The sequence below is a fragment of the Streptomyces maremycinicus genome, from assembly GCF_001184025.1.
Lineage (GTDB): Bacteria > Actinomycetota > Actinomycetes > Streptomycetales > Streptomycetaceae > Streptomyces > Streptomyces maremycinicus.
The window spans coordinates 648852-675204 of sequence record NZ_BBYG01000008.1; the positions used below are offsets into that span (position 1 = coordinate 648852).

The window sequence follows — 26353 nt, forward strand, 5'->3', positions numbered from 1 at the left end:
ATTCCCTCCTCAGCGCTACGCGTCAGGCGTATGTGCGAGAGGTCCAAGGGGAGTGATGTCGGGCTACGAACCGCTGGCACGCGACCTTGCCGCGTGCGGCCGGGACGGTTTCACCGGGGAGGTGCGCGTCCTCGGTTCGCCCGGCGGCACTTTCCATCTGCACGGTGGGCTGGTCGTCGCGGTCGAGTCGCCGGGCGCGCCCGCCCCCGAGGCACTGCTGCTGCGCTCCGGACGGATCGGCGGCGAGGAGTGGGCCGGGCTGGTGCGTGAGTCGGGCGGCGCGCGCTGGCCGGCCGCCGGGCTGATCGCCCATGGCTACGCGGGGGCCGCCCAGCTCCGGGTGGTCTGCGCGATGGCTCTCCAGGACGCCGTGTTTGCGGTCGTCGCGGGCAGTGTGGACGGCTGTGAACGGGGTCCCGCGACCGGGCCGCCGCCCGCTCCGGTCGCCGTGGGAGAGCCGCCCACCCGGCTGCTCCAGGTGGCCTCCCGCAAGCTCGCCGCGCTCCTGGAGCAGCCCTACCCCGTGCGCCCGGACCGGGAACGGCCGGTGCCCGCCTCCCTCTCCTACGCGGCCGGCCGGCTCGGTGTGCTCCAGCGCGAGCTGCTCGCCCACGCCGACGGCCGGTGCACCGCGCGGGACCTCGCCTTCCGTACCGGGCGCGGGGTCTACACCGTCACCGTCGAGGTGTCCCGGATGCTGGGCGAGGGGCTGCTGGAGTGCGTGGACGCGCCCCGGCCGATTCCCGTCCGGCTGCCGCCCGAGGGGCACGGCATACGCCCCCGTGAACCGGCCCCGCCCCGGCAGCCGCCGGTGCCGGAGGCGACGGCCCTGCCGCGCCGCCGTCCCGGCGCCACCGGCATCAACGAAGCGCTCACCACCACGGAACGGGACGACACCGGCACCGGCACCGGCTGGAAGGAGTTCTTCCGCCTGCGGAACCCCACGGCGAAATAGCGGCCCGCGGCAGAGAACCGCGACAGAGAACCCCACGCGAAGAAGTAGACCCCCACAAAAAAAGACGGTCATATGCGATCAGGATCAGGGGAGTTGCATTCATGGACCACACAGCCCTCGCGCGGGAGATGCGCGGCCTGCGGGAGCAGGTGACCGGCATCACCGACACGGCGCTGGCGGCGGCCGACGGACTGCTCATCGCCGCCGACACCGCCGACTCCATCGACCCGGAGGGCCTCGCCGCCCTCGCCGCGGCCGGACTCGGCCTCGCCCGCCGCACCGCGGAGGCGACCGCCCGCGGCGCCCTGCACCGCACGGTGGCCTACGGCAGCCACGGCTGCGCCGCTTTCTACGCGGTCGGAGACACCGCGCTGATGGTCGTACTCGGTGACGAGGGCATGGACGTGGAGCGCCTGCACCGGGCGACCCAGCCCGCCCTGCGCCGCATCGATCTGATCCTCACCGACCGGACCGGGACGACCGTGAAGACCGCCGAAGGAGTCTGAAGGGATGGCGACGAAACGTATGACCCCAGGTTTCTCCGACCAGGTGATGGGCCTGGTCAAGTCACTGCGCACGGATGCCCCCGACTGCGTCGCCTCCGGCGTCGTCGACATGTCCACCGGCATGCTGCTCTCCTACGAGACCGTCGACAACCATCCGCCCGAGGTCCTCGACCTGCTGGCGGGCGCGACGCTCGACCTGTTCCAGGGCCGCACGGTCGTGATGATCGAGGACGTCTTCAAGGAGCGGCGCGGGGTCCAGAGCGAGAACCACTTCTTCCAGGAGATCCTCGTCAACAGCGAGAACCTCACCCACCTGTTCGTGCGGATGACCGAGCAGCAGGACGTCGTCGCGGTGGTCGTCTGCCGCAAGTCCGTCAACGTCGGGATGCTGTTCGCCCAGGTGCGCAGGGTGGTGCGGGAGTACCAGCTCTGAACCCGCTCTGAACCCGCTCTGCACCCGCTCTGCACCCGCTCTGCACCCGCTCTGCACCCGCTCTGAGCCGTCTCCGGACGCGGAACGGTCCCTCCCCGCCCGGGGAGGGACCGTCCGTGCCGCGGGTCGCGGATGCTCACCGCCCGCTCACTCCGTGCGCAGACCGTCCGGCCGCAGCAGCTTGAGCAGCGGGGGCAGGCTCAGCAGCGTCACCAGCAGGACGACGGCCGCGCCGAACCCCGCCATCGACAGCACGCTCGCCCAGTCGACGCCCACCGGGGTGTCCGTCATCTTCAGCAGGATCGCGCCCAGCGTGAGCCCCACCGTCATGGCCAGCAGCAGACCCAGCGCGATCGGGATCGCCGTCTGCCACAGCACCGACAGGCCCAGCGTGCGCCGCCGGGTGCCGAAGGCGACCAGGGACGACAGCAGCTTGCGGCGCTCACGCAGCTGCTCCAGCTGGGAGACCAGCAGGCTCGCCCCGATCAGCAGCAGCACACAGGCCGAGCCGACGAGCAGACCGGTGCGGATGGTGGTGAACTTCGTGTCCTGCCGGGTGGCCGACCAGGTCATCGGCTGGGCCAGCGGATCCACCTGGTACGCCGTGTTGCGGGCGTACTCGTAGGCGTCGGGCACGGACTCGTCGATCGACAGGTAGATCTGACCGCTGACCAGCTTCTCGGCGGCCTTCGGCAGCGCGCTCGGCGTCATCAGGAAGCCGCCGCGCTTGTAGTCGGTGAGGACCTCGACCGACTCGGCCTCGGTGATGCCCCGGGGGACGGTCCAGACGACGTCCGCGGTGTCCCCGGAGCCGGACGGCTCGACGTACAGCTTCCTGCCGGGCTTGTTCAGCTCGGGCCCGTCGGCGGAGTACTCGTCGCCGTCGAGGACGAACATGTCGCCGTCCTTGCACGAGGGCAGCTTCGCCACCTCGCGCAGCGCCGGACAGGCGCCCACGGTCAGCTCGGCGGAGAGGTTCGGGCCGTTCTCCGTGTGCCAGGAGGTGTCGCCCAGGTAGCCCTCCCACAGGGCCGTGACCTTGCTGACGGCCTTGGTGTCGGCGAACTTCCGGGCGGTCGCGGCCAGCGGGGCGCCGTCCGGCACCCGGACCTGCATCTGCGCCCGGGTGAGGTCCTGGCCGGTGGGCTCGGTGTAGGCGCCGTCCACGCCGGCGAACAGCATCTGGAGCGCGATCGCGCCGGCCACCGCCACCGCGATGCCGTTGACCATCCGGGCCGCCGTACCGCTGCTCAACTGGAGCCGCCGTACCGCCAGTTGCCAGGCCACGCCACCGGAGCCGAGCCGGCTGACGACCGTCTCCACGAGCCACGGCAGCAGCGCGGTGATGCCGACCAGGATCAGCACGACGCCGCCGCTCACCAGGTACTGGTTGAAGTCGCCGTCCGTCCGTCCCTGTCCGATCATCGGGTAGAGCATCGCGAAGCCGCCCAGGGGCATCAGCAGCCGCCACCACAGCCGGCGCCGCGCGGGCTTCGCCGTACGCACCACGCCGAGCGGTTCGATCACCACACCGCGCAGGGCGAAGAGGGTGACCAGCACCGCCGCCGTCGGCACCGCGAGGACGACCAGCGCGGCCAGCGCGGGGGAGGGGTCGACGTAGCTGGGCCACACGCTGATGCCCATCACCTCGACCGACCCGGCCACCTGGCGGCCGACGAGGAAGAAGACCGTGCCCAGGACCAGGCCCAGCAGGGCCCCGGCCATCGCCTCGCCCGCCGCGATACGCCGGGTCATCCGGCCGTCCGCACCGATCAGCCGGAGGGCCGCGAGCCTGCGGTCGCGCCGCTCCCCGCCGAACCGCACGGCCGCCGCGATGAACACGGCCACCGGCATCAGCAGGACGATGATGACGACGAGGACCAGCAGGAGCAGTACCGGGTCGGTCTCCTCCTTCGACGGGTTCGGGTTCCCGAACTCCTTCAGCCGGGTCGCCTCACCCCCGCCCTCGGCGTACGTGGCCATGCCGGTGGCGCCCGAGTAGTAGGCGAGTTCCTGGGAACCGACCAGCCCGCTCTCCTGGATGGTCCCCACGACGCGGTACGGGATCCGCTCCCGCAGCAGCGCCGAGCCGTCGGCGGCGAGCAGCTTCTTCAGCGCGGGCGAGACCACCATCTCGCCCTCGGCCGGGAACTCGCTCAGGCCGGGCGGCAACGGGGCGCGCGCTCCTTCCGGCTCCACCAGCCGACCGCGTACGTCCTTGTCACGGAACGTCGTGTCGGCGTTCGCCACCAGCAGGGTGTCGTCGCCCTCGGCCGGCTGCTCGCTGCCGAACGGCCAGTCCAGCCGCGCCTGTTCCCGGTCGTGTCGCACGGACAACGCGTTCGGCACCGCCGTCGTCAGCAACAGCACCGCCACGCCGAGCCCGACGCCGACCGCGGTCAAGACGGCCCGTATCCAGCCCTCCCGCCCGCCCGCGAAGGCGAACCGGACCCCCAGGCCGAGGTCCCTGGCCGACTGCCGCGGACTCATACGACCCGCTCCATGTCCCGTGACTTCCCGTCCCGGACGACTATCTCGCGGTCGGAGTAGGCCGCCACCCGGGCCTCGTGCGTGACGAGGACGACGGCCGTGCTGGCCGACCGCGCGGCCTCGGTGAGCAGTTCCATCACGCGTTCGCCGTTGAGCGAGTCCAGCGCGCCGGTCGGCTCGTCGGCGAACACCACCCGCGGGCTGGTGACCAGCGAGCGCGCCACGGCCACCCGCTGGCCCTGGCCGCCGGACACCTCACCGGGCCGCTTCCTGGCGAGGTCGTCGACCTCCAGCCGCTCCATCCAGCCCAGCGCGGTGCGCTCCGCCTGCTTGCGCGCGGTGCCGTTCAGCCGCAGCGGCAGCGCGACGTTCTCCACGCAGGTCAGTTCCGGCACGAGCTGTCCGAACTGGAACACGAAGCCGAACTCGGAGCGCCGCAGCTCGCTGCGCCGGGCGTCGCTCATCGTCGCCAGCTCACGGCCGTCGTACATGATCGAACCGGAGTCGGGCGTCACGATACCGGCGAGGCAGTGCAGCAGCGTCGACTTGCCGGACCCGGACGGGCCCATCACCGCGACGACCTCGCCGGGGTGGATGGAGAACTCGGCGCCGGCCAGCGCCATCGTCGGCCCGTACGCCTTGTGCAGGTTCTCGGCGGCGAGCAGGGATCCCCCGGGGGCGTTCACGCGATCACCGAGGCCTTCAGCTTGTCGAGCCGGGCGGCGGCGAGCTCCAGCCAGCGCAGGTCGGCCTCGAGGTGGAACAGGGCGTGGTCGCAGATCAGCTGGTCGGCGAAGTCGCCGGAGCGCTTGCGGTCCGTGAGGATGCGCATGCTGCGCAGGTGCTCGGCACGCTGGGTGTCGAGGATGTCGGCGGCGTCGCGGTGGGTCAGCAGCGCGAGGACGACCTTGGTGTACAGCGTCGACTGGAGGTACGGCTCGGGCTTCTCGGGCGTCGCGAGCCACTGCTCGACGTCGGTGATCCCGGCGTCGGTGATCGCGTACCGCTTGCGCTCGGGACCGCCGCCCGCCTCGATGCCGTCGACCTCGACGAGACCGTTCTTCAGCAGACGCGACATCGTCGAGTAGACCTGGCCGTAGTGCAGCGGCCGGTCGTGACCGAACTTCTCGTCGAAGGCCCGCTTGAGGTCGTAACCGTGGCGGGGCCCGGACTCCAGGAGTCCCAGGAGGGTGTGACCGATGGACATGGGAAGGACTGTACATGCGGTGTATACCCGGTGTGTATACGCGCTGTGCACAGGTGACGGCGGGGAGTGGGAGTGCGCAGGTGGAGGCCGATTGTCACCGTTCTGCCACAGGCCGACGCCCTTCCCGGGCCGCGCACGTGGGCCGGGAGCATTCGCCGTGGGCCGTGGGCCGTGGGCCGTGGGCCGTGGGCATGCGCCGCGCGCTGTGGCCGTGAGCGTGGGCCGTGGGCCGTGGGCATGCGCCGCGCGCTGTGGCCGTGAGCGTGGCCGTGGGCCGGGTGCGGCAGTCGGTGGTCAGGCCGGCGGGGGGCCGGAGGCGGAGCCGCCGGGGGGCCGGCCGCGACGCGGCAGCGGCCCGGTGTCGCCGGGCAGCCGCCCGGCCTCCTTCAGCGCCTTGCGCAGCAGGAACTCGATCTGCGCGTTCGCCGACCGCAGTTCGTCCGAGGCCCAGCGGGCCAGTGCGTCGTGGACCAGCGGATCCAGCCGCAGCAGCACCTGCTTGCGCTGCTGCGGCCGACGCTGGGGGGCCGGGCCCCCGGCGGGATCACTCACTGGTAGAGGGTCCCGGTGTTCAGTACCGGCTGGGGCGCCCGGTCCCCGCACAGCACCACCATCAGGTTGGACACCATCGCCGCCTTCCGCTCCTCGTCCAGCTCCACGATGCCCTGTTCGGCGATGCGCTGGAGCGCCGCCTCGACCATGCCCACGGCGCCGTCCACGATCTCCCGGCGCGCCGCGACCACGGCGCCCGCCTGCTGACGCTGGAGCATCGCCGAGGCGATCTCGGGAGCGTACGCGAGGTGGGTGAAGCGTGACTCGATGATCCGGACGCCGGCCGCCTCCACGCGCGCGTGCAGCTCTATGGCGAGCTTCTCGGTGATTTCCTCGGCGTTGCCGCGCAGCGAGAGGCCGTCCTCGTCGTGCGAGTCGTACGGGTACTCGATGGCGATGTGCCGGACGGCCGCCTCGGTCTGGGTGGCGACGAACTCCAGGAAGTCGTCCACCTCGAAGCTGGCCTGCGCGGTGTCCCGCACGTTCCACACCACGACCGCGGCGAGTTCGATCGGGTTGCCGTAGGCGTCGTTGACCTTCAGTACGGCCGTCTCGTGGTTACGGACCCGGGTGGAGATCTTCTCGCGGGAGGTGAAGGGGTTCACCCAGCGCAGTCCGTCCTCGCGGATGGTGCCCCGGTAGCGGCCGAAGAGCTGCACCACGCGGGCCTCGCCCGGCGACACCGTGTTCAGTCCGCACATCGCGAGGAACGCGGCGAGGGCGACCAGGATGCCACCGGTGATCAGCGCGGCCTTGGGGCCGGCCGCGTCCAGCTGGGCGCCGGCGGCGACCATCCCGGCGCCGGCCAGCAGTCCGGCCAGACCGAGCAGCAGCGCGAGTCCGCCGGCCACGCTGTGCGCGGGGAACTCCTTCACGCGCGGGGCGGGCATGTCGGGCACGTCGACGGTGTCGGTGCCGGCGCCCGCGGCGGCGTCGGTGGTGGCCGAGGGGTCGTGAGTGGGCATGGCTGGTCCCCGTTTCTCGTCACCGCTGATTCAGTAATCAGCGGCCTATCTAAGTGATATCACTTTAGCTCCTTGTGGCAACCCTGTGCCACTCTCGTACGTCGGACTCGATGGGGATGTCCGGGTGGTTCCCTCGCGGGGGGTGCTGATTGTCACGCCCCGTGCGGACCGGGCCGAGGCCCCTTCGTCATAGACAGCGGTGTTAGCTTTCTGAGCTGACCTGCCCCTGCCCCCGGGCACTGGTGTGACTGCCGAGTAGGAAGCGGAGCGAGCGGACTCATGGGACGAGCGGAAGAGAGACGAGCTCGACAGCGCGGTGGGCGCCGCGCGGCGCCCAGGGGCCGCTCGACGGAGTCGGACTCGACGGCCCCCACGAGGGCGGAGTCCGTGGCGACCGCCGAGGCCGAGTCCGACACCGCTCCGGCGACCGGCGGCCGCGCGGCCGCCCGCAGGGGTGCGAAGAAGGGCGGCAGGGGCGCCAAGGGCAAGGCCGGCGGCAAGAAGGACAAGAGCCTCATACGCCGGATCTTCACCTGGAAGAAGATCCTCGGCACGTTCCTCGGCCTGACCGTGGCCGTCATCGGCGCCTTCCTCTGGCTGTACATGAGCACGCCGATCCCCGAGGGCAACCCCGACGCCGACCTCCAGAGCAACGTCTACGAGTACGACAACGGCGCGATCCTGGCCCGCGACGGCGAGGTCAACCGGGAGAACGTCGACCTCGCGAAGATTCCCAAAGCGGTCCAGCACACCTTCGTCGCCGCCGAGAACAAGTCCTTCTACACGGACGCCGGCGTCGACCTGAAGGGCACCACCCGCGGTGTCCTCAACACCCTCATGGGCAAGGGCGCGCAGGGCGGTTCGACGATCACCCAGCAGTACGTCAAGAACTACTACCTGACCCAGGAACAGACCGTCACGCGCAAGCTGAAGGAACTGGTCATCTCCCTCAAGCTGGACCGGGAGAAGGACAAGGACTACATCCTGGCCGGGTACATCAACACCAGCTACTACGGCCGCGGCGCCTACGGCATCCAGGCGGCCGCCCAGGCCTACTACCGCGTCGACGCCGACAAGCTCAGCGTGGAACAGGGCGCCTACCTCGCCGCGCTCCTCCAGGCCCCCAGCCAGTACGACTGGACCTCCGCCACCGACACCGGCAAGAAGCTGGTGACGGCCCGCTGGAACTACGTCCTCGACAACATGGTCGGGCAGGACTGGCTGGACAAGAGCAAGCGCGACGCCATGACCTTCCCGGTGCCCAAGGAGCCCAAGGCGGCGCCCGGCAAGGAGGGCCAGATCGGCTATCTCGTCGACGCGGCCAACACCGAACTGGCCAAGCAGCTGGTGGCGCAGGGCGTCGCCGACGACTACGAGTCGGGCATGGCGCTGGTCAGGCGCGGCGGCTGGAACATCGAGCTGAACATCGACAAGAAGAAGCAGAAGGCGCTGGAGACGGCCGTCAAGGAACAGCTGACCAGCAAGCTCGACAAGAAGAAGCGCTCGGTCGACGGTGACGTCCAGGCCGGAGCGGTGTCGGTGAACCCGAAGACGGGCGCCGTCGAGGCGATGTACGGCGGTACCAGCTACACCGAGCACTACACCAACAACGCCACCCGCACCGACTACCAGCCCGCCTCGACCTTCAAGCCGGTCATCCTCGCCGCGGCCTTCGACGAGGCCGCGAAGACGCAGGACGGCGACGAGATCACCGCGAACACGATCTACGACGGCACCAGCAAGCGGCCGGTCGTCGGCAGTGACATCGGCTTCGCCCCGGAGAACGAGGACGACCAGGACTACGGCGACGTCACCGTCCAGACGGCGCTGAACAAGTCCATCAACTCCGTCTTCGCGCAGATGGGCGTCGACGTCGGCATGCCCGAGGTGCTGAAGGTCGCGGCCAACCTCGGCATGGACACCGCCGACCTCAAGGCCGTGCCCGCCCAGACCCTGGGCACCATGGGGGCGAGCCCGCTCCAGATGGCCGGTGTCTACGCCACCCTCGACAACCACGGCAAGCAGGTCACCCCGGCGCTCATCAAGTCGGCGGAGAACAGCGCCCATCCGACGTTCAAGCACTCCGCCCCCATCGGGGAGCAGGTCATCAGCCGCGAGGCAGCCGACTCTGTCACCTCGGTGCTCACCGGCGTGGTCGACGACGGTACGGCGAAGAAGTCCGTGCGGGACAACCCGCTGCGCAAGGGCCAGAAGGTCGCGGGCAAGACGGGTACGTCCGACAACAACAAGTCGGCCTGGTTCACCGGCTACACCCCCGACCTGGTGACCTCGGTCGGCCTGTTCGGCGAGTCCGCGAAGGCCCCGCACCCCCAGGTGCCGCTGACCGGTGCGACGAACGGCCTGTCCTCGGACGCGGGCCGGGTCAACGGTGGTGGCTTCCCGGCGCAGATCTGGGCGGCGTACACCTTCGGTGTCTCCACCAAGGTCACCAAGTTCGACCTGGACACCGACCAGGGCGCGGCGGTGCAGACCGCGTCGCCGTCCCCGTCCACGTCCCCGTCCCCGTCCACCTCGCCGTCCGAGACGCCGAGCGACGAGACGTCACCGTCCTCCTCCCCGTCGACGAGTTCGTCCCCGTCCTCGTCGTCGAAGCCGAGTTCGTCCCCGTCCAGCACACCGACGGGCGACATCTCGACGGAACCGAGCACGGACGACCCGTCGACCGGCTCGGAGGACCCGGAGGACCCGCTCTTCGGCCAGTAGCCGCCGGTAGCGGCCGTCGCCGACCGGCACAGGGGCCGGTCGGCGGCCGCCGGCGGCGGGAAGTGAACAGGGAGGGCGCCCGGAGATCTCCGGGCGCCCTCCCTGTTCACTTCCCGCGCTCGCTCAGCTCCGGTTCAACTCGAACCAGACCACCTTGCCGGTGCTGAGCCGGGTGGCCCCCCAGCGCCGGGCCAGCCGGTTCACCAGGTAGAGCCCGCGGCCGCCCTCGTCGGTCGCCCGGGCCTGCCGCAGCCGGGGCAGCTGCGGCACGTCGTCGCCGACCTCGCAGCGCAGCACATCGGTCCGCAACAGCCGCAGGGTCACCGGCCGCGAGGCGTACCGCACCGCGTTCGTGACGACCTCACTGACCAGCAGCTCGACGGAGTCGGTCATGTCCTCCATCCCCCAGCGGGACAGCGCCCGCCGGGCCAGCCGGCGGGCCCGGCCGGGAGCCGCGTCCTCCGGTTCGAGGAACCAGTACGCCACGTCGCTCGGCGCGATCCCGTCGAAGCGGGCGGCGAGCAGCGCGATGTCGTCGTCCCGGTCGCCCGGGCCGAGCATGTCGAGCACCTCGTCGCACAGGGCCTCGAGCGGCGGCGGATGGTCCGGACCGGTCAGCTGGGCGGTCGCGGCGAGCTTCTCCCGCAGCTGCTCTATGCCGGTCGCCACGTCCCGCAGCCGGGACTCCACCAGGCCGTCGGTGTACAGCAGCAGCGTCGCCCCGGCCGGTGCGTCGAGCTCCACCGCCTCGAAGTCGACCCCGCCCACGCCGATCGGGGCGCCCGGCGGCACCCGCAGCACCTCGGCCCGGCCGCCCAGGTGCAGCAGGATGGGCGGCGGATGACCCGCGTTGGCGATGGTGATGCGATGCGACACCGGGTCGTAGACGGCGTACAGGCAGGTCGCCATGCGGTCGGTGCCCAGCCGCTGGGCCTGCTCGTCGAGATGGTGCAGCACCTCCTGCGGCGGCAGGTCGAGACCGGCGAGGGTCTGGGCCGTCGTCCGCAGCTGCCCCATGATGGCCGCCGACGTCATGGAGTGCCCCATGACGTCGCCCACCACCAGCGCCACCCGGCTGCCCGGCAGCGGGATGGCGTCGTACCAGTCGCCGCCCACCCGCGCGGTCTCGGCCGCGGGCAGGTACCGGGAGGCGAGCCGCACGCCCGTGGGGCGGGGCAGGGTCTCCGGCAGCATCGTGCGCTGGAGTTCGTCGGCGATGTACGCCTCACGGTCGTACAGCACCGCCTTGTCGATGCCCAGGGCGCTGTGGGTGGCGAGCTGGGCGGCCACCAGCAGGTCGTCGTTCTCGAACGGGATGCGCTCCGGGCGGCGCAGGAAGACCGCGGCGCCGATCACCCGGCGACGGCCCCGCAGCGGGGCCAGGACGGCCCGCTGACCGCTCGGGATGGCCAAGGTGCTGTCCTCGCCCAGCAGTTCGGGCAGCGCCGCGCGTGCGGCCGGGTGGTCGGCGAACACCGGACGCACCCCGCGCAGCACCTCCGCCAGCGCCCCGCCCGGCCGCACCTCGCACAGCTCGGCGACCGCCGCCGACAGCTCGGCGGTCAGCTCTCCCGGCTCCGGGGGCGGCAGGGCCAGCGCCGCGAAGCCGGTCTCGGTGTCCCGTTCCTCCGGGATGCGGTCGGTGCGCCGCAGCCGCAGCATGATGCGGTCCGCCGCGGGCCGCTCGTCGCCCACGGGCAGCGGATCGCGCAGATAGACGAGGATCGCGTCGGAGAAGGTCGGCACGGTGGCCCGGCACAGCCCCATCACGATCTCGTCGAGGTCCAGGCCGCGGGCGATCCGCCGGGTCGCGGCGCCCACGAAGCGCAGCCGGTCGCCGTCCCGCCGCATCGGGGTGGGACGGCCGGGCGTCAGTGCCCCTCCGGCCCGCCGGTCCTGCCCGTCCGGACCCCGCTCGGGGCGCGCGTCGGTGCCCGGCTGGGCCGGGATGGACTCGGGAGCCGGGCGCGGCCGGTGGTCCCCCACGCCGGGCTTGGCCCGCGCGGGAGGCGCTCCCATCGCCTCGTCGGACGCCGACGGCTGGGAGTGCTCGGTGCCGGCACCGGCCTCCGGGCCGGCCGCGTCCCTTCCGGTGGCTCCCTGGCCGCCCATGCCACCCTTTCCGCCCTTGCCGCGCGGCGTCGTCGTACCCGGGGCGTCGGGCGGTAAGGCCGAGGGGCCCGGCGCCTGCGCCTGGGTATGCAGCAGTGCCCCACGGGGGTCCGTGGGGTCGACGCCCTGGGGGCGTTCGTAGGAGGTGGGCTGCTCCGTCACGCGTGTCGAATCCGTCCGTCCGGGGCTGCGCGCCGCGCGCGCAGTTGGTCCCGCAGGAAACCCGATACCCGGAATACGTGCCCCCGGAACGGAATTCCCGCGTGGTCAGAGGTTGTTCCTGTGCCACCGGTGGACCGCGCGTGGCCCCGGGGGCCGACGTCGAGCGTTCCGCCGGTGTTGCCCTCGTACCCCTCGCTCACTTGCTGCCGCCCCTCGGTGACGTTCGGTCAGACCCGGCGTCTGCTCCGGGAGTTACTGCCAGCGTGCCTTGCGGAGGACGATCCTACGTTTCTTGCCCGGGGGCGCATCAAGGGTCTCATGTGGACATGTGCGCGGGCGTACGGTCCCAGTCCTCCGGCAGCAACGGTACGGCCCAGGAGGGATCCGGGCGCCAGTGCTGCCAGCCCTCGCTGAACGGAGGCCCCCACGCGCGGATCACCTCCACCGCCCTGCTGCCCGCCTCCCTCACCTGCTCGGCGACCGCCCGGTCCATCAGTCCGTCCTGCTGGGCCTGCGCGAACTCGTCCTCGTCACGCAGACCCCAACTGCGGTCCGGGTAGACGCAGATGTCCAGGAAGTGGTCCTCGGAGTCCACACCGCCGTCCCAACGGGCCAACGGTGTCTCCAGGTTGACGTACCAGTTCTTGAACTGCCAGCCCTGGTCCCAGAACAGCCACACCGACCACGGCTCACCCGGCCGGGCCACCTTCAGCACCCCGGTGCCCAGCCAGTGACCCCGTGCGACGGTACGCGGCTTGGTGTACCGGGTGCGCAGCGGCTCCTGATGCGGCGGGGTGCCGTCGGCGAGCACCGGCTTGACGCACTCGGTGCCCGGGGCCAGCCAGACGGCGAGCAGCTCCTCGTCGTCCCGCACGACGGTGACCGGACGGGCGATGTGGACGTTCACCCCGCCGTTCTCCCGGTAGCGCCACAGGATCCGGCTCCCCGGCTCCCAGAAGCCCGCCGCACCGCCAGTTCCCACGCGTCTCACCGCTCCACCGTCTGCCATGCACAGATATTAGGTGCCATGGGCATACGACGCTGCGGCGCGCGTCACGGTTCTCGCGCCGGGGCGCGAAAGCCCACCAGGGTTTACGGGTGTGTCATCCGCAGGACATCCAGGGCCTCGTCGAGCTGTTCGACCGTCAGATCGCCGCGCTCCACGTACCCGCCGTCCAGCACCACCTGGCGGATCGTCCGGCGCTCCGCGAGCGCCTTCTTGGCGACCTTCGCGGCCTCCTCGTACCCGATGTACTTGTTCAGCGGCGTGACCACGGACGGCGAGGACTCGGCGTACTCCCGGGCGCGCTCGCGGTGCGCGACCACGCCGTCGACGGTCCGGTCGGCGAGCAGCCGGGACACGTTGGCGAGCAGCCGGATCGACTCCAGCACGTTCTTGGCGATCACCGGCAGCATGACGTTGAGCTCGAAGTTGCCCGCCGCGCCCGCCGTGGCGACGGTCGCGTCGTTCCCCACGACCTGTGCGGCGACCATCAGTACGGCCTCCGGGATCACCGGGTTGACCTTGCCGGGCATGATCGAGGAGCCGGGCTGGAGGTCGGGCAGCGAGATCTCCGCGAGGCCGGTGCGCGGGCCGGAGGCCATCCACCGCAGATCGTTGGCGATCTTGGTGAGGCCCACGGCGATGGTCCGCAGCTGACCGCTGGTCTCGACGACGCCGTCCCGCGCGCCCTGTGCCTCGAAGTGGTCGCGCGCCTCGGTCAGCGGCAGCCCGGTGGAACGGGCGACCTCCTCGATGACGGCGGCGGAGAAGCCGGGGGGCGTGTTGATGCCGGTGCCGACCGCGGTACCGCCCAGCGGCAGCTCGGCGAGCCGGGGGAGCGAGGCGTTCAGCCGCTCCACGCCGTAGCGCACCTGGGCGGCGTACCCGCCGAACTCCTGACCCAGCGTCACCGGCGTGGCGTCCATCAGATGCGTCCGCCCCGCCTTCACCACGTCGGCGAACTCCGCGGACTTGCGCTCCAGGGCCGCGGCCAGATGCTCCAGCGCGGGGATCAGGTCGCGGGTGACGGCGGCGGTGGCCGCGATGTGGAGCGACGAGGGGAAGACGTCGTTGGAGGACTGCGAGGCGTTGACGTGGTCGTTGGGGTGCACGGCCCGGCCCAGGCGCTCGGTGGCGAGCGTGGCTACCACCTCGTTGGTGTTCATGTTGGACGAGGTCCCGGACCCGGTCTGGAACACGTCCACCGGGAAGTGCTCGTCCCACCGGCCCTCGGCGACCTCCGCTGCCGCCTCCTGGATGGCGTCGGCGATGTCCTTGTCGACCACTCCGAGCCGCGCGTTCACCTTCGCCGCGGCGCCCTTGATCCGCGCCAGCGCCTCGATGTGCGCACGCTCGATGCGCTGCCCCGAGACGGGGAAGTTCTCGACGGCGCGCTGTGTCTGGGCCCGCCACTTGGCTTCCGCCGGGACGCGTACCTCACCCATGGAGTCGTGCTCGATCCGGTAATCGCTCATGCCCGGTACAGCGATCGGGACGGCGCGGATGTTCCGCGCGCTCGGCCGTCCGGCGTAATTCCCGAGCCGGTCCGCCGCGCGGACCTCCGGGAGGCGACGGGCAGGGGCGGCGGAGGGCGACATCGCCCGCCGCCACCCCCGGTGGCACTATCCCAGCCCGGGACCCCGCACCGGGATGGACGTGAACGTCGGGGCGGGCGCCGGGTCCTGGAAGAAGTCGTTGCCCTTGTCGTCGACGACGACGAAGGCCGGGAAGTCCTCGACCTCGATCTTCCAGACGGCCTCCATGCCGAGCTCCTCGTACTCGACGACCTCGACCTTCTTGATGCAGTCCTGGGCCAGCCGGGCGGCCGGACCGCCGATGGAGCCGAGGTAGAAGCCGCCGTGCGTGCCGCACGCGTCGGTGACCTGCTTGCTGCGGTTGCCCTTGGCGAGCATGACCTTGGAGCCGCCGGCGGCCTGGAACTGCTCGACGTAGGAGTCCATGCGACCGGCCGTCGTCGGGCCGAAGGAGCCCGACGCGTAGCCCTCGGGGGTCTTGGCCGGCCCCGCGTAGTACACCGGGTGGTCCTTCAGGTACTGCGGCATGTCCTCGCCCGCGTCGAGACGTTCCTTGATCTTGGCGTGCGCGATGTCGCGGGCCACGACCAGCGGGCCGGTGAGCGAGAGCCGGGTCTTGACCGGGTACTTCGTCAGCTCGGCGAGGATCTCGTCCATCGGCTGGTTCAGGTCGATCCTCACCACGTCCGAGGCCTCGTCGAGGTGCTCGTCCGTCGTCTCGGGCAGGAAGCGCGCCGGGTCCGTCTCCAGCTGCTCCAGGAAGACGCCCTCGGCGGTGATCTTCGCGACGGCCTGCCGGTCGGCGGAGCAGGAGACGGCGATGGCGACGGGGCACGAGGCGCCGTGCCGGGGCAGGCGGACCACCCGCACGTCGTGGCAGAAGTACTTGCCGCCGAACTGCGCGCCGATGCCGATCCGCTGCGTCAGCTCGAAGACCTTCTCCTCGAGCTCCTTGTCCCGGAAGCCGTGCCCGAGCGGCGAACCCTCGGCCGGGATCTCGTCCAGGTAGTGCGCGGAGGCGTACTTCGCGGTCTTCAGCGCGTACTCGGCCGAGGTGCCGCCGACGACGATCGCCAGGTGGTACGGCGGGCAGGCGGCCGTGCCGAGCGAACGGATCTTCTCCTCCAGGAACTTCATCATGGAGGCCTCGTTCAGGACGGCCTTCGTCTCCTGGTAGAGGAAGCTCTTGTTGGCCGAGCCGCCGCCCTTGGCCATGAACAGGAACTTGTAGGCACCGCCGTCGGTCGCGTACAGCTCGATCTGGGCCGGGAGGTTGGACCCGGTGTTCTTCTCGTCCCACATGGTCAGCGGGGCCATCTGCGAGTAACGCAGGTTGAGGTTGAGGTACGCGTCGTAGATGCCGCGGCTCAGCGCCGCCTCGTCGCCGCCCTCGGTGAGCACGTTCTGTCCGCGCTTGCCCATGACGATCGCCGTGCCGGTGTCCTGGCACATGGGGAGCACGCCCGCGGCCGCGATGTTCGCGTTCTTCAGCAGGTCCAGCGCGACGAACTTGTCGTTGCCGGAGGCCTCCGGGTCGTCGATGATGCGGCGCAGCTGCGCGAGGTGGGCCGGGCGCAGATAGTGCTGGATGTCGTGGATGGCCTCCTCGGCGAGCTTGCGCAGCGCCTCCGGCTCCACCTTGAGGAACGTCCGTCCGTCGGCCTCGAAGGTGGAGACACCCTCGGCGGTCACCAGCCGGTAGGGGGTGGTGTCCTCGCCCATGGGAAGCAGATCGGTGTACGCGAACTCAGGCATCTCGCCCATTCCTCACTCGACAGACAGCGGGCCCGCCTCCATCGGCGGGCGCTCACCAGCGTAGAACCTGCCGCGGGCGGCGAGCTTGTGAGGTAAGGCTCAGTTCGTCGGCGGCGGGCCGGCGCCTGCCGACGCCCCCCTGGTGCCCGTCGTCGCCCTGCCGGTGCGGAGGTGGGGCTATCGCGATCTATCGTGTATGGGTACGCTACTGCCGTGGACCTTCACAAGCAGACCGCCGCCCCCGCGCCGGCCGCGGAGTTGCGCGCCTCGGACGCCGACCGTGACCGTATCGCCGACATGCTCCGCGAGGCCCTCGGTGAGGGCCGGCTGACCGCCGACGAGCACGCGGAGCGCGTCGAGGGCGTGCTGGCCGCCAAGACGGTCGGCGAGCTGGAGGTCTTCGTCCGGGACCTGCCCGCCGCGCACGAGCGGCGTGCGGCCCCCTCCGTCGCCCCCAGCCGGCCCACCGCGGGCGCGATCCCCGTCGACCCCGACGACAACGTGGTCGCGGTCTTCAGCAGCGCCGTCCGCCGGGGCCGCTGGCGCGCGGGCCGCCGTATCCACGCCTACGCGGTCTTCGGCACCGTCGAGATCGACCTCACCGAGGCACTCTTCGAGTACCAGCAGGTCGTGATCAAGGCGATCTCGGTCTTCGGCAGTGTCGAGGTCCGCGTCCCGGAGAACGTCTCGCTGCGCGGCACCGGCGGCGCGGTGCTGGGCAACTTCGAGGTGGACGCGCTCGATTCGCCCCAGTCGGACGCCCCGGTGGTCTACGTCGACGGCTGGGCGGTGCTGGGCAGCATCGAGGGCCGGCCCAAGCGGGGCAAGCTCGTCGCGGACATCCTCGACCGGGTACATCACAAGCTCGACCGGAGCCTGCGCAGACACCTGGACCGTTGAACCGCCGGCGGTAGCGAAGCCCTCCGCGGGCCCGCGGCACGTCCGCGAACCGAAGTGGCGGGGCCCAGGCCGAGTTCCCGGCCGGGTCCCGGGCCCGGGCGCGTCAGGGGCTGTCCGCGGGGGACCCGGTGGGCATGGCGTCGGGGACTCAGTGCATAGGCACGCGCACAGCGGGTAGGCCTTGCTGCATCGTCTCTCGCTCGCGAAGCCGTCGTCAGGAGTAGACCCGTGCTGCAACCGCCGCATTCGCCCGTGCAGGTCGCCGCTGTTCCGGCCCAGCGGGTACCAGCGCGCGACAGGGACCAAGACGCCCCCTGGCATACCGAGGCGGTGTGCCGACGCGACGAGGCAGGCCTGTTCTTCGCCCCCTCCAAGGAACCCACGGCCGCCCGGCTCTCCCGTGAGGAAGCCGCGAAGCGGGTCTGCGCGCGCTGTCCCGTCATGGTCGAGTGCCGCGAACACGCGCTGCTCCAGCCCGAGCCCTACGGCGTCTGGGGCGGGCTCACCGCCGCCGAACGCCGGGTGGCCCTCGCCCGGCGCCGCCGCCGCGACGTGGAACTGAAGAAGGCGGCACAGTCGGCGGGCCGCATAGCGGCCGCGGGCTGAGCGGTCCTCGGGGCACGCGAAAGGGGCACCCCCACCGCACCGGGGGTGCCCCTCTCACGGACTACGGGGGTTACTTGGCCCGGTCGAAGTCGACCGCGCTGTAGGCCCGCAGCTTGCTCAGCCGGTGCTCGGAGTCGATCCGCCGGACCGTCCCGGACTTCGACCGCATCACGATCGAGTCGGTGGTCGCGGTCTCCGACCGGTACCTGACGCCCCGCAGCAGCTCACCGTCGGTGATGCCGGTGGCGACGAAGAACACGTTCTCGCCGGTCACCAGGTCCTCGGTGGTCAGCACGCGGTCGAGGTCGTGGCCCGCGTCGAGGGCCCGCTGCCGCTCCTCGGCGTCCTTGGGCCACAGCTTGCCCTGGATGACACCGCCCAGGCACTTCACGGCACAGGCCGAGATGATGCCCTCGGGGGTGCCACCGATGCCGAGCAGCAGGTCGACGCCGGTGCCCTCGCGCAGGGCCAGGATCGAGCCGGCGACATCGCCGTCGGAGATCAGCTTGATCCGCGCCCCGGTCTCCCGGATCTCGTTGATGATCCCCTCGTGCCGAGGGCGGTCCAGGATGACGACGGTGACGTCCTCGGGCGTGGCCCGCTTGGCCTTGGCGACCCGCCGGATGTTCACGGCCACGGGCGCGTCGATGTCGACGAAGTCCGCCGCCTCGGGGCCGGTGACCAGCTTGTCCATGTAGAAGACGGCCGACGGGTCGAACATCGCGCCCCGCTCGGTGGCCGCGAGGACGGCGATCGCGTTCGGCATGCCCTTGGCCGTCAGCGTGGTGCCGTCGATCGGGTCGACGGCGATGTCGACCTCGGGCCCGGTCCCGTCACCGACGCGCTCGCCGTTGAAGAGCATCGGGGCTTCGTCCTTCTCGCCCTCGCCGATGACGACGACGCCGTTCATCGACACGGTGGAGACGAGGGTCCGCATGGCGCGCACCGCGGCACCGTCGGCGCCGTTCTTGTCACCGCGTCCCACCCAGCGGCCCGCGGCCATGGCGGCGGCTTCGGTCACCCGGACGAGTTCCAGGGCGAGGTTGCGGTCCGGGGCCTCGGAGGGGACATCGAGTTCGGACGGCAAGTGATGATGCTCGGTCATCGGAGCGCACCTTTCTGACTGATACGACGACGGCCGGATGAGGGTTCGAACCCGACTCTATCGTCAGTCCGACAAAATGAGCAGGGGACCCCACGGATGAGCGCCTCAGGCACCTGCGACGATAGGGGGCGTGGCAGGTTCGAACGGAAAGCAGAAGACGGCCCGCGACATGATCCTCTCCCTCGGGGTGATCATGATCGCGGCGTGGGTCATATACCTCTTCATCCCGCACGACGATCACCCCCGCGAGGTCCAGCAGGTCGACTACCGCGTCGAACTCCTCACGGCGCGCCGCGCGGCCACGTACCCGGTGGCCGCGCCCGAGGGCCTGCCCGACACCTGGAAGGCGACCTCGGTGCGGTTCCGGGGCGACGAATTCGACGCCTGGCACCTCGGCTTCCACGCTCCCGACGGGGAGTACGTGGCGGTCGAGCAGTCCACTCAGCAGCGCGCGGAGTTCGTCAAGGAGGCCAGCCAGGGCTCGAAGGCCACCAAGGTCACCGAGCAGATCGGCGGCCGCACCTGGACCCGCTACACCGGCGGCCGCTACGACGCGCTCGTCCTCCAGGACACGGCGGGCTCCACGACCGTGGTCGCGGGCACCGGCTCCTTCGCGCAGCTGTCGACGATGGCCGGGGCGCTGAAGCTGGCCTGAGGACGTCCCGAGGGCGTCCCGAGGAAGCCCTGAGGGCGTTCCGGGGGCGTCCGGGTGCGTCTGGGGGTCCCTGGAGCGGGTTCTGAGGCGTGAAGACGATAGAGGCCCCCGGCTGCTCGCCGGGGGCCTCTTCGCGCGTCCACCGCTCCCTCGAGCGGTGGTTCACCGTTCTCAGACGGTGGTGACGACCTCGTCGTACGACAGGCGCGGGGAGCGCGGGTAGGAGGCGCCCTCGCCCGGCTTGCCGATGTTGACGACGATCAGCGGGGTGTGGTCGTCGTCCAGGAACTCCTTGCGGAGGCCCTCGAAGTCCACACCGGTCATCGGGCCGGCGGCCAGACCGGCGGCGCGCACGCCGATGATGAAGTACGCGGCCTGGAGGGCGGCGTTCAGCGCGGCGGAGCTCTCGCGGGCCGGACGCTCGCTGAAGAACAGGTCCTTGGCCTGCGGGAAGGCCGGGAGCAGGGTCGGCAGCTCCTCGTGGAACTCGTTGTCCGCGGAGAGGATCGCGACCAGCGGGGCGGTGGCGGTCTTGGCCTGGTTGCCCTCGGCCATGTGCCGCACCAGGCGCTCGCGGGCCTCGGGCGAGCGGACCAGGGTGATGCGCAGCGGGGTCTGGTTGAACGCCGTCGGACCGTACTTGACCAGGTCGTAGATCGCCTGGACCTGCTCGTCGGTCACCGGCTCGTCGGTGAAGGTGTTCGCGGTGCGGGCCTCGCGGAACAGCAGGTCCTGGGCGGCGGGGTCAAGAACGAGAGGCATGCGGAGTCTTCCTCGGGGGGGTGGTGTCCGGATCCCGTACCGGACCGTGGTCCGGATAGGCTGGCGACACCGAGAGTACGCGGGGAAGGTTCAAAGTTCAACAAAGGTCGGAGTGTCGTGATCCGCTTCACAGCACCGCTCGGCCGATCCGCTTCCCGCCGCCCGGATCGGCCCCGCCGCACCCGCCCCGGCCAGGGGCGACCGGCCTACTCCCCTTCTTCCGCCCCCTCCTCCACGGCCAGCGCCGCGTCGAGCCGCGCCCGGGCACCCTCCAGCCAGCGCCGGCACACCTTGGCCAGCTCCTCACCGCGCTCCCAGAGGGCGAGGGACTCCTCCAGCGTCGTACCGCCCGCCTCCAGCCGCCGTACGACCTCGATCAGCTCGTCACGGGCCTGCTCGTACCCGAGCGCCTCGTCCGTCTTGCTCGTCATGCACCCAATCCCAGTGGTCGTCGTGGTCGGTGTGGTCGTCGCTGCCTGGTCGTCGGCTGCCTAGTGATCGCTGTCGTCGACGGGGCCGACCTCGTCGACCCGCACGGTGAACTCGCCCTCGGCGACCCGCGCGCGCAGTGTCTCGGCGGCCGTCACCTCGGCCGGATCCCGCACCACGTGCCCGTCGGCCCTCTGGAGCACCGCGTACCCCCGCTTCAGCGTCGCGGCAGGCGAGAGCGCCACCACGCGCGCGTGCGTGTGGGTCAGCTCGGAGTCGGCGCGGTCCAGGAGGTGTCCGAGCGTGCGCCGCGAACGGTCGACGAGGGAGGAGACGTGATCGGCCCGCTCGTCGATCATCCGGTGCGGATCCTGTATCGCGGGCCGCGCCAGGGCGTGGGCGAGCCCACGCTCCTCCCGCTCCAGGAACGCCTGCGCGCAGCGCCGCGCCCGCCCGCGCAGCATCCGCACCCGCTCCAGTTCCTCGCCGACGTCCGGTACGACCTTCTTCGCCGCGTCCGTCGGTGTCGAGGCGCGCAGGTCGGCCACATGGTCCAGCAGCGGGTTGTCCGGCTCGTGCCCGATCGCCGAGACGACCGGCGTACGGCAGGCCGCGACCGCTCTGACCAGCTGCTCGTCGGAGAACGGCAGCAGATCCTCCACGCTGCCACCGCCCCGCGCGACGATGATCACGTCCACCTCGTCCAGGCCGTCCAGCTCCTTCACCGCCTGGACGACCTGCGTCACCGCGTGCACCCCCTGGACGGCGACGTTGCGCACCTCGAAGCGCACGGCGGGCCAACGGTGCCGGGCGTTCTCCAGGACATCCCGCTCGGCGGCCGAGGCCCGCCCGCACACCAGCCCGATGAGCTGCGGCAGGAAGGGCAGCGGCTTCTTGCGGGCCGGGGCGAAGAGCCCCTCCGCGGCCAGGGACTTCTTCAGCTGCTCCAGCCGCGCCAGCAGCTCACCGACCCCCACCGGCTTTATCTCGACGGCCCGCAGCGACAGCTGGCCGCGCGGCGCGTACCACTCCGGCTTCGCGTGGACGACGACCCGGGCGCCCTCGCCGACGACGTCCGCCACCGCGTCGAAGACCTGCCGGTAGCAGGTCACGCCGACCGAGATGTCGTGCGACGGGTCCCGCAGCGTCAGAAACACCACCCCGGCACCCGGGCGTCGCGACAACTGGGTGATCTGCCCCTCGACCCACACCGCGCCGAGCCGGTCGATCCAGCTTCCGATGAGCCGCGAGACCTCGCCGACGGGCAGCGGGGCGTCCGCGGACGTGTTCACAGCCATGCGCCCGAGCGTATCGGCCACCACGGACAATCCGTGGGCCGAGACCTGCGGGACCTCCTGGGCGGGACCTGCCGGGCGGGATCTGCGGGTTCAAGGCCGGCCAGGGGGCAAGCCCTGGAGGGTGGGGTCCGCCCGCCCGCGTTGGGCGACCAGCACGACCGCCCCCACCGCCAGCCAGATCAAGCCCACCCACTGCGCGGTGCCCGACGCCTCCGCGATCACCGCGATCGTGATCGCCGCACCCGCCACCGGCACCAGCACATGCCGCCACCAGACCACCGGGCCGCCCGCCCGCCGCACCGCGAACCACCCCACCACGCTCGCGTGCAGCAAGGTGAACGCCGTCAGCGCGCCGATGTCGACCACCGACACCAGGTGATCCATCCCGTCGTCCCGCCGCGCCGCCCACACCGCGGCGACCAGCGTGACGGCGGCCGAACACAGCAGGGCGACCCGCGGCACGCCCGCGTCCGTGCGGGCCAGCACCCGGGGCAGCCGGCGCTGACGCCCCATGGCGAACAGCAGCCGGCCGGCCGCCGCCTGTCCCGCCAGCGCGGCGAACGCGGCCCCGACGGCCTTGCTGACCGCCACCAGATCGTGCAGCCAGGTACCGACGGACACGTCAACGGCGTCGTAGAACGCCGATCCCTGCCGGCCGGGATCGGCGGCCAGCTCGGCGGACGACACCGGCTCCAGCAGCGCCACCAGATAGGTCTGCGTCACGAACAGCACACCGGCCAGCGCCAGGCAGAACAGCAGGGCCCGCGCGACCTTCTCCGAGCCCCCGGTGACCTCCTCCGCGAAGCTCGCGATCGCGTCGAAGCCCAGATAGGACAGGACGGCCACCGACACCGCGCCGATCACCGCGGACAGGGCGAACTCCCCCTGCGCGCCGTCCCCGCTCAGCGGCGACAGCCAGCCGCGCTCCGCTCCGTCCCGCGCGAGGACCACGACCGCGGACACCACGAAGACGACCAGGACGACGATCTCCATCGCCAGCACCAGGAAACCCACGCGGGCCGCCGCCCGTACGCCCCACAGGTTGAGCAGGGTGGTGACCACGACCGCGAGCGCCGTCCACACCCACCGGGAGACCTCCGGGACCAGCGCGTTCATCGCGATGCCGGAGAACAGGTAGGCCACCGCCGGGATGAGGATGTAGTCCAGCAGCGCCATCCAGCCGGCGACGAACCCCACCCGCTCCCCGAGCGCCACGCGCGCGTAGGCGAACACCGAGCCCGCCTGGGGGACCACCCGCACCATCTGCGCGTAGCTGAAGGCGGTGAACGCCATGGCGACCGTCGCGACGACGTAGACCAGCGCCACCGCCCCGTGCGACTTCGCGTCCAGCGTGCCGAAGATGCCCACCGGCGCCATGGGCGCGATGAACAGCAGACCGTAGACGACCAGGTCGCGAGAGCGCAGGCTCCGCCGCAGGTGCCCGGGTCCCTCCCCGGCCGGACGGTCCTGGGTGCCGGTGTCGGCGGTGTCGGACATCGGTGCCTCCGCGCGTCGTTTCCTGCCCACCCCCCTCGGCTCGCCGCCGGTCTCCCCAGTGTCCCCACAGCGGTGATCTCCGACCCCTCGGGCGCGGCCTTACGATGGGACGCATGACTGCTTCGTCTGGCCGCCGCCGTGTCCTGCTCGCCGCCCCCCGGGGTTACTGCGCGGGCGTCGACCGTGCCGTGATCGCCGTCGAGAAGGCCCTGGAGCAGTACGGGGCGCCGGTCTACGTCCGGCACGAGATCGTCCACAACAAGTACGTCGTGCAGACCCTGGAGCGGAAGGGCGCCGTCTTCGTCGAGCGGACGGAAGAGGTTCCGCCGGGCAACATCGTCATGTTCTCGGCGCACGGCGTCGCGCCCGTCGTCCACGAGGAGGCCGCGCGCGGGCGACTGGCCACCATCGACGCGACCTGCCCCCTGGTCACCAAGGTCCACAAGGAAGCCGTCCGCTTCGCCAATGAGGACTACGACATCCTCCTGATCGGGCACGAGGGCCACGAAGAGGTCATCGGCACCTCCGGCGAGGCCCCCGACCACATCCAGCTCGTCGACGGCCCCGAGGACGTCGCCAAGGTGGAGGTCCGCGACCCGTCGAAGATCGTGTGGCTCTCCCAGACCACCCTCTCCGTCGACGAGACGATGGAGACGGTCGACGCCCTCAAGGAGAAGTTCCCGCAGCTCATCTCGCCGCCGAGCGACGACATCTGCTACGCCACGCAGAACCGTCAGCTCGCGGTCAAGCAGATGGGCGCGGAGGCGGAGCTGGTGATCGTGGTCGGCTCCCGCAACTCCTCGAACTCCGTGCGGCTCGTCGAGGTCGCCAAGCTCGCCGGCGCCCGCGCGGCCTACCTGGTCGACTTCGCGAGCGAGATCGACGAGGCGTGGCTGGAGGGCGTGACCACGGTGGGCGTCACCTCCGGCGCCTCCGTCCCGGAGGTCCTCGTCGAGGAGGTCCTGGCCTGGCTCACCGAGCGCGGCTACGGCGACGTCGAGCTGGTCAAGGCGGCCGAGGAGCACATCACCTTCTCGCTGCCCAAGGAGCTCCGCCGTGACCTGCGCGAGGAGGCGGCGGCCCTGGCGGCCGAGCGCGGCGGCAGCGGCGCGGCCTCCGGTCCGGCCCCGGACGGAGCGTCCGGCGCGGTGTCCGGATCGGTGTCCGAGGCGGCCTCCGGTCCGGCGGACGGCTGACCGACACCTCGGCCGGGTGAGTGACTGTCAGTCGACCGTCGTAACGTAGGGCCATGCAGATCTTCGGCGTGGACATCGGCGGCTCCGGGATCAAGGGCGCCCCGGTGGATTTGGACAGGGGCGACCTGGCTCAGGAGCGTCACAAAGTGCTCACCCCGCACCCGGCCACGCCCGAGGGCGTGGCCGACGGCGTGCGGCAGGTCGTCGAGCACTTCGAGTGGACGGGACCGGTGGGCCTGACCTTCCCGGGCGTCGTCACCGGCGGCTCCACGATCCGTACGGCGGCCAATGTCGACAAGAGCTGGATCGACACGGACGCCCGTGCCCTCTTCAGCGAGCGGCTCGGCGGCCTGCCGGTGACGGTGGTCAACGACGCGGACGCGGCGGGCGTCGCGGAGGTGTCCTTCGGCGCGGGTCGCGACCGCAGCGGCACGGTGATCCTGCTGACGTTCGGCACGGGTATCGGCAGCGCCCTCTTCGTCGACGGCGTCCTCGTCCCCAACACCGAGCTCGGCCACCTGGAACTGCACGGGCACGACGCGGAGAAGCGCGCCTCCAGCAAGGCCAAGGAGGACGGCGAGCTGACCTGGGAGCACTGGGCCCGCCGGGTCACCAAGTACCTCGCCCACGTCGAGATGCTCTTCTCGCCCGAGCTGTTCATCATCGGCGGCGGCGTCAGCCGCAAGGCCGACAAATTCCTGCACCTCATCGAGGGCATCCGGGCGGACATCGTCCCCGCCGAGCTCCTGAACAACGCGGGCATCGTGGGCGCGGCGATGCACGCGGCCAAGGCGGACTAGCCTCCGCCCCCCGACTGCCCCGCTGCGCCCGGCCACCCGCCCGACAGCCGGGCCCCCCGCCCGACAGCCGGGCGCCGCGGGCTGACGGCCGACGGCCGGACTGCCCGGCAGTGATGCCGGGCGATCTGCCGTCGGCCCGGCCGTCCGGGTGGCCCGGCCGTCCGGTGGCGGTGTTCGGCGATCCGGGTGCGGCGCGGCGGGTCGGGGCTAGGGGCGGCTCGGGTTCTGGCGGCGGGCTGCTGCTCGGTGCAGGCCGCGGGCCAGGATGGCTGTCGCCGCCACGAGTGTCCCGGCGTACAGCCAGCCGACCTGGGTGGCCAGTGCCGTCACCAGTCCCATCAGCCGCGCGCCGATGCCGTGGCCGCCCTCGGAGACGGGCAGCAGGCCCACGGCGAAGGCGATCGGCACGACCACGGGAGCGGACAGCAGGTCGCCCGCGCGCACCCACAGGGCGGTCAGCAGGCACACCGGCAGGAACAGCACGCTGTACACCGTCAGCGAGGCACCGAACAGCAGCTGGTCCAGGCAGCCGATCCCGAACATCAGCACCCCGCTGAACAGCCCGCCGCCGAGCCCGGTGAGCCGGGGGTTCGGCATCCGGCGCACCGTCCGTACCGGTGGCGCCGGGGCCGGTGCGGGCCGCCGTCCGGCAGGCGCGGGGCGGGGACGGCCGGAGCGGGGCACGCCGGAACGCGCGGTGCCGGCC

The 26353-nt window shown here is 71.6% G+C and carries 24 protein-coding genes; 9 read left to right on the forward strand and 15 right to left on the reverse strand.

Translation table 11 applies throughout. The features are described from left to right. Positions 1 to 55: 55 nt before the first annotated feature. The 3 genes from AOQ37_RS03060 (at position 56) to AOQ37_RS03070 (ending at position 1894) form a co-directional block, all read left to right on the forward strand. Positions 56 to 955 carry a hypothetical protein gene (locus AOQ37_RS03060; RefSeq protein WP_062640806.1) on the forward strand — a complete coding sequence of 300 codons (900 nt, stop codon included), beginning with the start codon at positions 56 to 58 and terminating at the stop codon, positions 953 to 955. Positions 956 to 1056: 101 nt separating this feature from the next. Beyond that, complete coding sequence (locus AOQ37_RS03065; protein WP_062640808.1) at positions 1057 to 1461, forward strand: roadblock/LC7 domain-containing protein; 405 nt, start codon at positions 1057 to 1059, stop codon at positions 1459 to 1461. Positions 1462 to 1465: 4 nt separating this feature from the next. After that, the gene (locus AOQ37_RS03070) at positions 1466 to 1894 is read left to right on the forward strand and encodes a hypothetical protein (RefSeq protein WP_028806553.1); all 429 of its coding nucleotides are present in this window, start codon (positions 1466 to 1468) and stop codon (positions 1892 to 1894) included. 147 nt (positions 1895 to 2041) lie between these two features. Here AOQ37_RS03070 and AOQ37_RS03075 read toward each other — a convergent pair whose 3' ends face one another. The 5 genes from AOQ37_RS03075 to AOQ37_RS03095 all read right to left on the reverse strand — a co-directional run bounded on the left by AOQ37_RS03075 (position 2042) and on the right by AOQ37_RS03095 (position 7108). Beyond that, positions 2042 to 4384 (reverse strand): ABC transporter permease, encoded by a 2343-nt coding sequence (locus AOQ37_RS03075; RefSeq protein WP_062640809.1) that lies wholly within the window; start codon positions 4382 to 4384, stop codon positions 2042 to 2044. Beyond that, positions 4381 to 5070 (reverse strand): ABC transporter ATP-binding protein, encoded by a 690-nt coding sequence (locus tag AOQ37_RS03080; protein WP_062640811.1) that lies wholly within the window; start codon positions 5068 to 5070, stop codon positions 4381 to 4383. The genes AOQ37_RS03075 and AOQ37_RS03080 overlap by 4 nt, the downstream gene beginning before the upstream one ends. Continuing rightward, a complete protein-coding gene (locus AOQ37_RS03085; protein ID WP_062640813.1) occupies positions 5067 to 5591 on the reverse strand; it encodes a PadR family transcriptional regulator in 525 nt (174 codons plus the stop codon). Before AOQ37_RS03085 ends, AOQ37_RS03080 begins: the two co-directional genes overlap by 4 nt. A 294-nt stretch (positions 5592 to 5885) precedes the next feature. Next, positions 5886 to 6143 (reverse strand): type II toxin-antitoxin system antitoxin, encoded by a 258-nt coding sequence (locus AOQ37_RS03090; protein WP_062640816.1) that lies wholly within the window; start codon positions 6141 to 6143, stop codon positions 5886 to 5888. Next, positions 6140 to 7108 carry an SPFH domain-containing protein gene (locus AOQ37_RS03095; RefSeq protein ID WP_062640817.1) on the reverse strand — a complete coding sequence of 323 codons (969 nt, stop codon included), beginning with the start codon at positions 7106 to 7108 and terminating at the stop codon, positions 6140 to 6142. Before AOQ37_RS03095 ends, AOQ37_RS03090 begins: the two co-directional genes overlap by 4 nt. Positions 7109 to 7387: 279 nt before the next feature. On the opposite strand from AOQ37_RS03095, the gene AOQ37_RS03100 reads away from it, so the two are divergent. Continuing rightward, the gene (locus AOQ37_RS03100) at positions 7388 to 9832 is read left to right on the forward strand and encodes a transglycosylase domain-containing protein (RefSeq protein WP_062640819.1); all 2445 of its coding nucleotides are present in this window, start codon (positions 7388 to 7390) and stop codon (positions 9830 to 9832) included. Positions 9833 to 9955: 123 nt separating this feature from the next. Here AOQ37_RS03100 and AOQ37_RS03105 read toward each other — a convergent pair whose 3' ends face one another. The 4 genes from AOQ37_RS03105 to AOQ37_RS03120 all read right to left on the reverse strand — a co-directional run bounded on the left by AOQ37_RS03105 (position 9956) and on the right by AOQ37_RS03120 (position 16399). Continuing rightward, positions 9956 to 12106, reverse strand: a complete 2151-nt coding sequence (locus AOQ37_RS03105) for a SpoIIE family protein phosphatase (RefSeq protein WP_078889954.1) — start codon at positions 12104 to 12106, stop codon at positions 9956 to 9958. Positions 12107 to 12422: 316 nt separating this feature from the next. Beyond that, positions 12423 to 13115, reverse strand: a complete 693-nt coding sequence (fomD, locus tag AOQ37_RS03110; protein WP_062640824.1) for a cytidylyl-2-hydroxypropylphosphonate hydrolase — start codon at positions 13113 to 13115, stop codon at positions 12423 to 12425. An 83-nt stretch (positions 13116 to 13198) separates the two neighbouring features. After that, positions 13199 to 14584, reverse strand: a complete 1386-nt coding sequence (locus AOQ37_RS03115; RefSeq protein ID WP_062640826.1) for a class II fumarate hydratase — start codon at positions 14582 to 14584, stop codon at positions 13199 to 13201. Between the two features lie 147 nt (positions 14585 to 14731). Further along, positions 14732 to 16399 (reverse strand): fumarate hydratase, encoded by a 1668-nt coding sequence (locus tag AOQ37_RS03120; protein ID WP_062641419.1) that lies wholly within the window; start codon positions 16397 to 16399, stop codon positions 14732 to 14734. A 213-nt stretch (positions 16400 to 16612) separates the two neighbouring features. On the opposite strand from AOQ37_RS03120, the gene AOQ37_RS03125 reads away from it, so the two are divergent. Both AOQ37_RS03125 and AOQ37_RS03130 read left to right on the forward strand, forming a co-directional pair. Next, positions 16613 to 17299 (forward strand): DUF1707 SHOCT-like domain-containing protein, encoded by a 687-nt coding sequence (locus tag AOQ37_RS03125; protein WP_062640828.1) that lies wholly within the window; start codon positions 16613 to 16615, stop codon positions 17297 to 17299. Between the two features lie 228 nt (positions 17300 to 17527). Beyond that, positions 17528 to 17905: a WhiB family transcriptional regulator gene (locus tag AOQ37_RS03130; RefSeq protein WP_028806547.1), complete on the forward strand. Its 378-nt coding sequence runs from the start codon at positions 17528 to 17530 to the stop codon at positions 17903 to 17905. Positions 17906 to 17975: 70 nt separating this feature from the next. Here the strand turns inward: AOQ37_RS03130 and glpX are convergent, their stop codons facing one another. Continuing rightward, positions 17976 to 19010: a class II fructose-bisphosphatase gene (glpX, locus tag AOQ37_RS03135; protein ID WP_062640829.1), complete on the reverse strand. Its 1035-nt coding sequence runs from the start codon at positions 19008 to 19010 to the stop codon at positions 17976 to 17978. A 130-nt stretch (positions 19011 to 19140) separates the two neighbouring features. Here glpX and AOQ37_RS03140 point away from each other — a divergent pair, with 130 nt between their 5' ends. Beyond that, the gene (locus tag AOQ37_RS03140; RefSeq protein ID WP_062640831.1) at positions 19141 to 19665 is read left to right on the forward strand and encodes a DUF4245 domain-containing protein; all 525 of its coding nucleotides are present in this window, start codon (positions 19141 to 19143) and stop codon (positions 19663 to 19665) included. Between the two features lie 171 nt (positions 19666 to 19836). On the opposite strand, the gene AOQ37_RS03145 is transcribed toward AOQ37_RS03140, so the two are convergent. The 4 genes from AOQ37_RS03145 to AOQ37_RS03160 form a co-directional block, all read right to left on the reverse strand. Beyond that, positions 19837 to 20427, reverse strand: coding sequence for a malonic semialdehyde reductase (locus AOQ37_RS03145; RefSeq protein WP_062640832.1), 591 nt, complete (start codon positions 20425 to 20427; stop codon positions 19837 to 19839). Between the two features lie 206 nt (positions 20428 to 20633). Continuing rightward, the gene (locus tag AOQ37_RS03150) at positions 20634 to 20858 is read right to left on the reverse strand and encodes an exodeoxyribonuclease VII small subunit (protein ID WP_062640834.1); all 225 of its coding nucleotides are present in this window, start codon (positions 20856 to 20858) and stop codon (positions 20634 to 20636) included. A 60-nt stretch (positions 20859 to 20918) separates the two neighbouring features. Further along, the gene (xseA, locus tag AOQ37_RS03155; RefSeq protein WP_062641421.1) at positions 20919 to 22154 is read right to left on the reverse strand and encodes an exodeoxyribonuclease VII large subunit; all 1236 of its coding nucleotides are present in this window, start codon (positions 22152 to 22154) and stop codon (positions 20919 to 20921) included. Between the two features lie 90 nt (positions 22155 to 22244). Further along, positions 22245 to 23651 carry an APC family permease gene (locus AOQ37_RS03160; protein WP_062640836.1) on the reverse strand — a complete coding sequence of 469 codons (1407 nt, stop codon included), beginning with the start codon at positions 23649 to 23651 and terminating at the stop codon, positions 22245 to 22247. A 113-nt stretch (positions 23652 to 23764) separates the two neighbouring features. On the opposite strand from AOQ37_RS03160, the gene AOQ37_RS03165 reads away from it, so the two are divergent. Together AOQ37_RS03165 and ppgK are read left to right on the forward strand one after the other, a co-directional pair. Then, positions 23765 to 24847: a 4-hydroxy-3-methylbut-2-enyl diphosphate reductase gene (locus AOQ37_RS03165; RefSeq protein WP_062640837.1), complete on the forward strand. Its 1083-nt coding sequence runs from the start codon at positions 23765 to 23767 to the stop codon at positions 24845 to 24847. A gap of 53 nt (positions 24848 to 24900) precedes the next feature. Beyond that, positions 24901 to 25647 carry a polyphosphate--glucose phosphotransferase gene (gene ppgK / locus AOQ37_RS03170; RefSeq protein WP_062640839.1) on the forward strand — a complete coding sequence of 249 codons (747 nt, stop codon included), beginning with the start codon at positions 24901 to 24903 and terminating at the stop codon, positions 25645 to 25647. A gap of 207 nt (positions 25648 to 25854) precedes the next feature. Here ppgK and AOQ37_RS40735 read toward each other — a convergent pair whose 3' ends face one another. Next, positions 25855 to 26244 (reverse strand): DUF6542 domain-containing protein, encoded by a 390-nt coding sequence (locus tag AOQ37_RS40735; RefSeq protein ID WP_062640841.1) that lies wholly within the window; start codon positions 26242 to 26244, stop codon positions 25855 to 25857. Between the last annotated feature and the right edge of the window lie 109 nt (positions 26245 to 26353).

Bases quoted from the DNA above. Each gene is read 5' to 3' on its own strand.
- AOQ37_RS03060 (WP_062640806.1), top strand. From the start codon at position 56: ATGTCGGGCTACGAACCGCTGGCACGCGACCTTGCCGCGTGCGGCCGG.
- AOQ37_RS03065 (WP_062640808.1), top strand. From the start codon at position 1,057: ATGGACCACACAGCCCTCGCGCGGGAGATGCGCGGCCTGCGGGAGCAG.
- AOQ37_RS03070 (WP_028806553.1), top strand. From the start codon at position 1,466: ATGGCGACGAAACGTATGACCCCAGGTTTCTCCGACCAGGTGATGGGC.
- AOQ37_RS03075 (WP_062640809.1), bottom strand. From the start codon at position 4,384: ATGAGTCCGCGGCAGTCGGCCAGGGACCTCGGCCTGGGGGTCCGGTTC.
- AOQ37_RS03085 (WP_062640813.1), bottom strand. From the start codon at position 5,591: ATGTCCATCGGTCACACCCTCCTGGGACTCCTGGAGTCCGGGCCCCGC.
- AOQ37_RS03095 (WP_062640817.1), bottom strand. From the start codon at position 7,108: ATGCCCACTCACGACCCCTCGGCCACCACCGACGCCGCCGCGGGCGCC.
- AOQ37_RS03100 (WP_062640819.1), top strand. From the start codon at position 7,388: ATGGGACGAGCGGAAGAGAGACGAGCTCGACAGCGCGGTGGGCGCCGC.
- fomD (WP_062640824.1), bottom strand. From the start codon at position 13,115: ATGGCAGACGGTGGAGCGGTGAGACGCGTGGGAACTGGCGGTGCGGCG.
- AOQ37_RS03115 (WP_062640826.1), bottom strand. From the start codon at position 14,584: ATGAGCGATTACCGGATCGAGCACGACTCCATGGGTGAGGTACGCGTC.
- AOQ37_RS03120 (WP_062641419.1), bottom strand. From the start codon at position 16,399: ATGCCTGAGTTCGCGTACACCGATCTGCTTCCCATGGGCGAGGACACC.
- glpX (WP_062640829.1), bottom strand. From the start codon at position 19,010: ATGACCGAGCATCATCACTTGCCGTCCGAACTCGATGTCCCCTCCGAG.
- AOQ37_RS03145 (WP_062640832.1), bottom strand. From the start codon at position 20,427: ATGCCTCTCGTTCTTGACCCCGCCGCCCAGGACCTGCTGTTCCGCGAG.
- AOQ37_RS03150 (WP_062640834.1), bottom strand. From the start codon at position 20,858: ATGACGAGCAAGACGGACGAGGCGCTCGGGTACGAGCAGGCCCGTGAC.
- xseA (WP_062641421.1), bottom strand. From the start codon at position 22,154: ATGGCTGTGAACACGTCCGCGGACGCCCCGCTGCCCGTCGGCGAGGTC.
- AOQ37_RS03160 (WP_062640836.1), bottom strand. From the start codon at position 23,651: ATGTCCGACACCGCCGACACCGGCACCCAGGACCGTCCGGCCGGGGAG.
- AOQ37_RS03165 (WP_062640837.1), top strand. From the start codon at position 23,765: ATGACTGCTTCGTCTGGCCGCCGCCGTGTCCTGCTCGCCGCCCCCCGG.
- ppgK (WP_062640839.1), top strand. From the start codon at position 24,901: ATGCAGATCTTCGGCGTGGACATCGGCGGCTCCGGGATCAAGGGCGCC.
- AOQ37_RS40735 (WP_062640841.1), bottom strand. From the start codon at position 26,244: ATGCCGAACCCCCGGCTCACCGGGCTCGGCGGCGGGCTGTTCAGCGGG.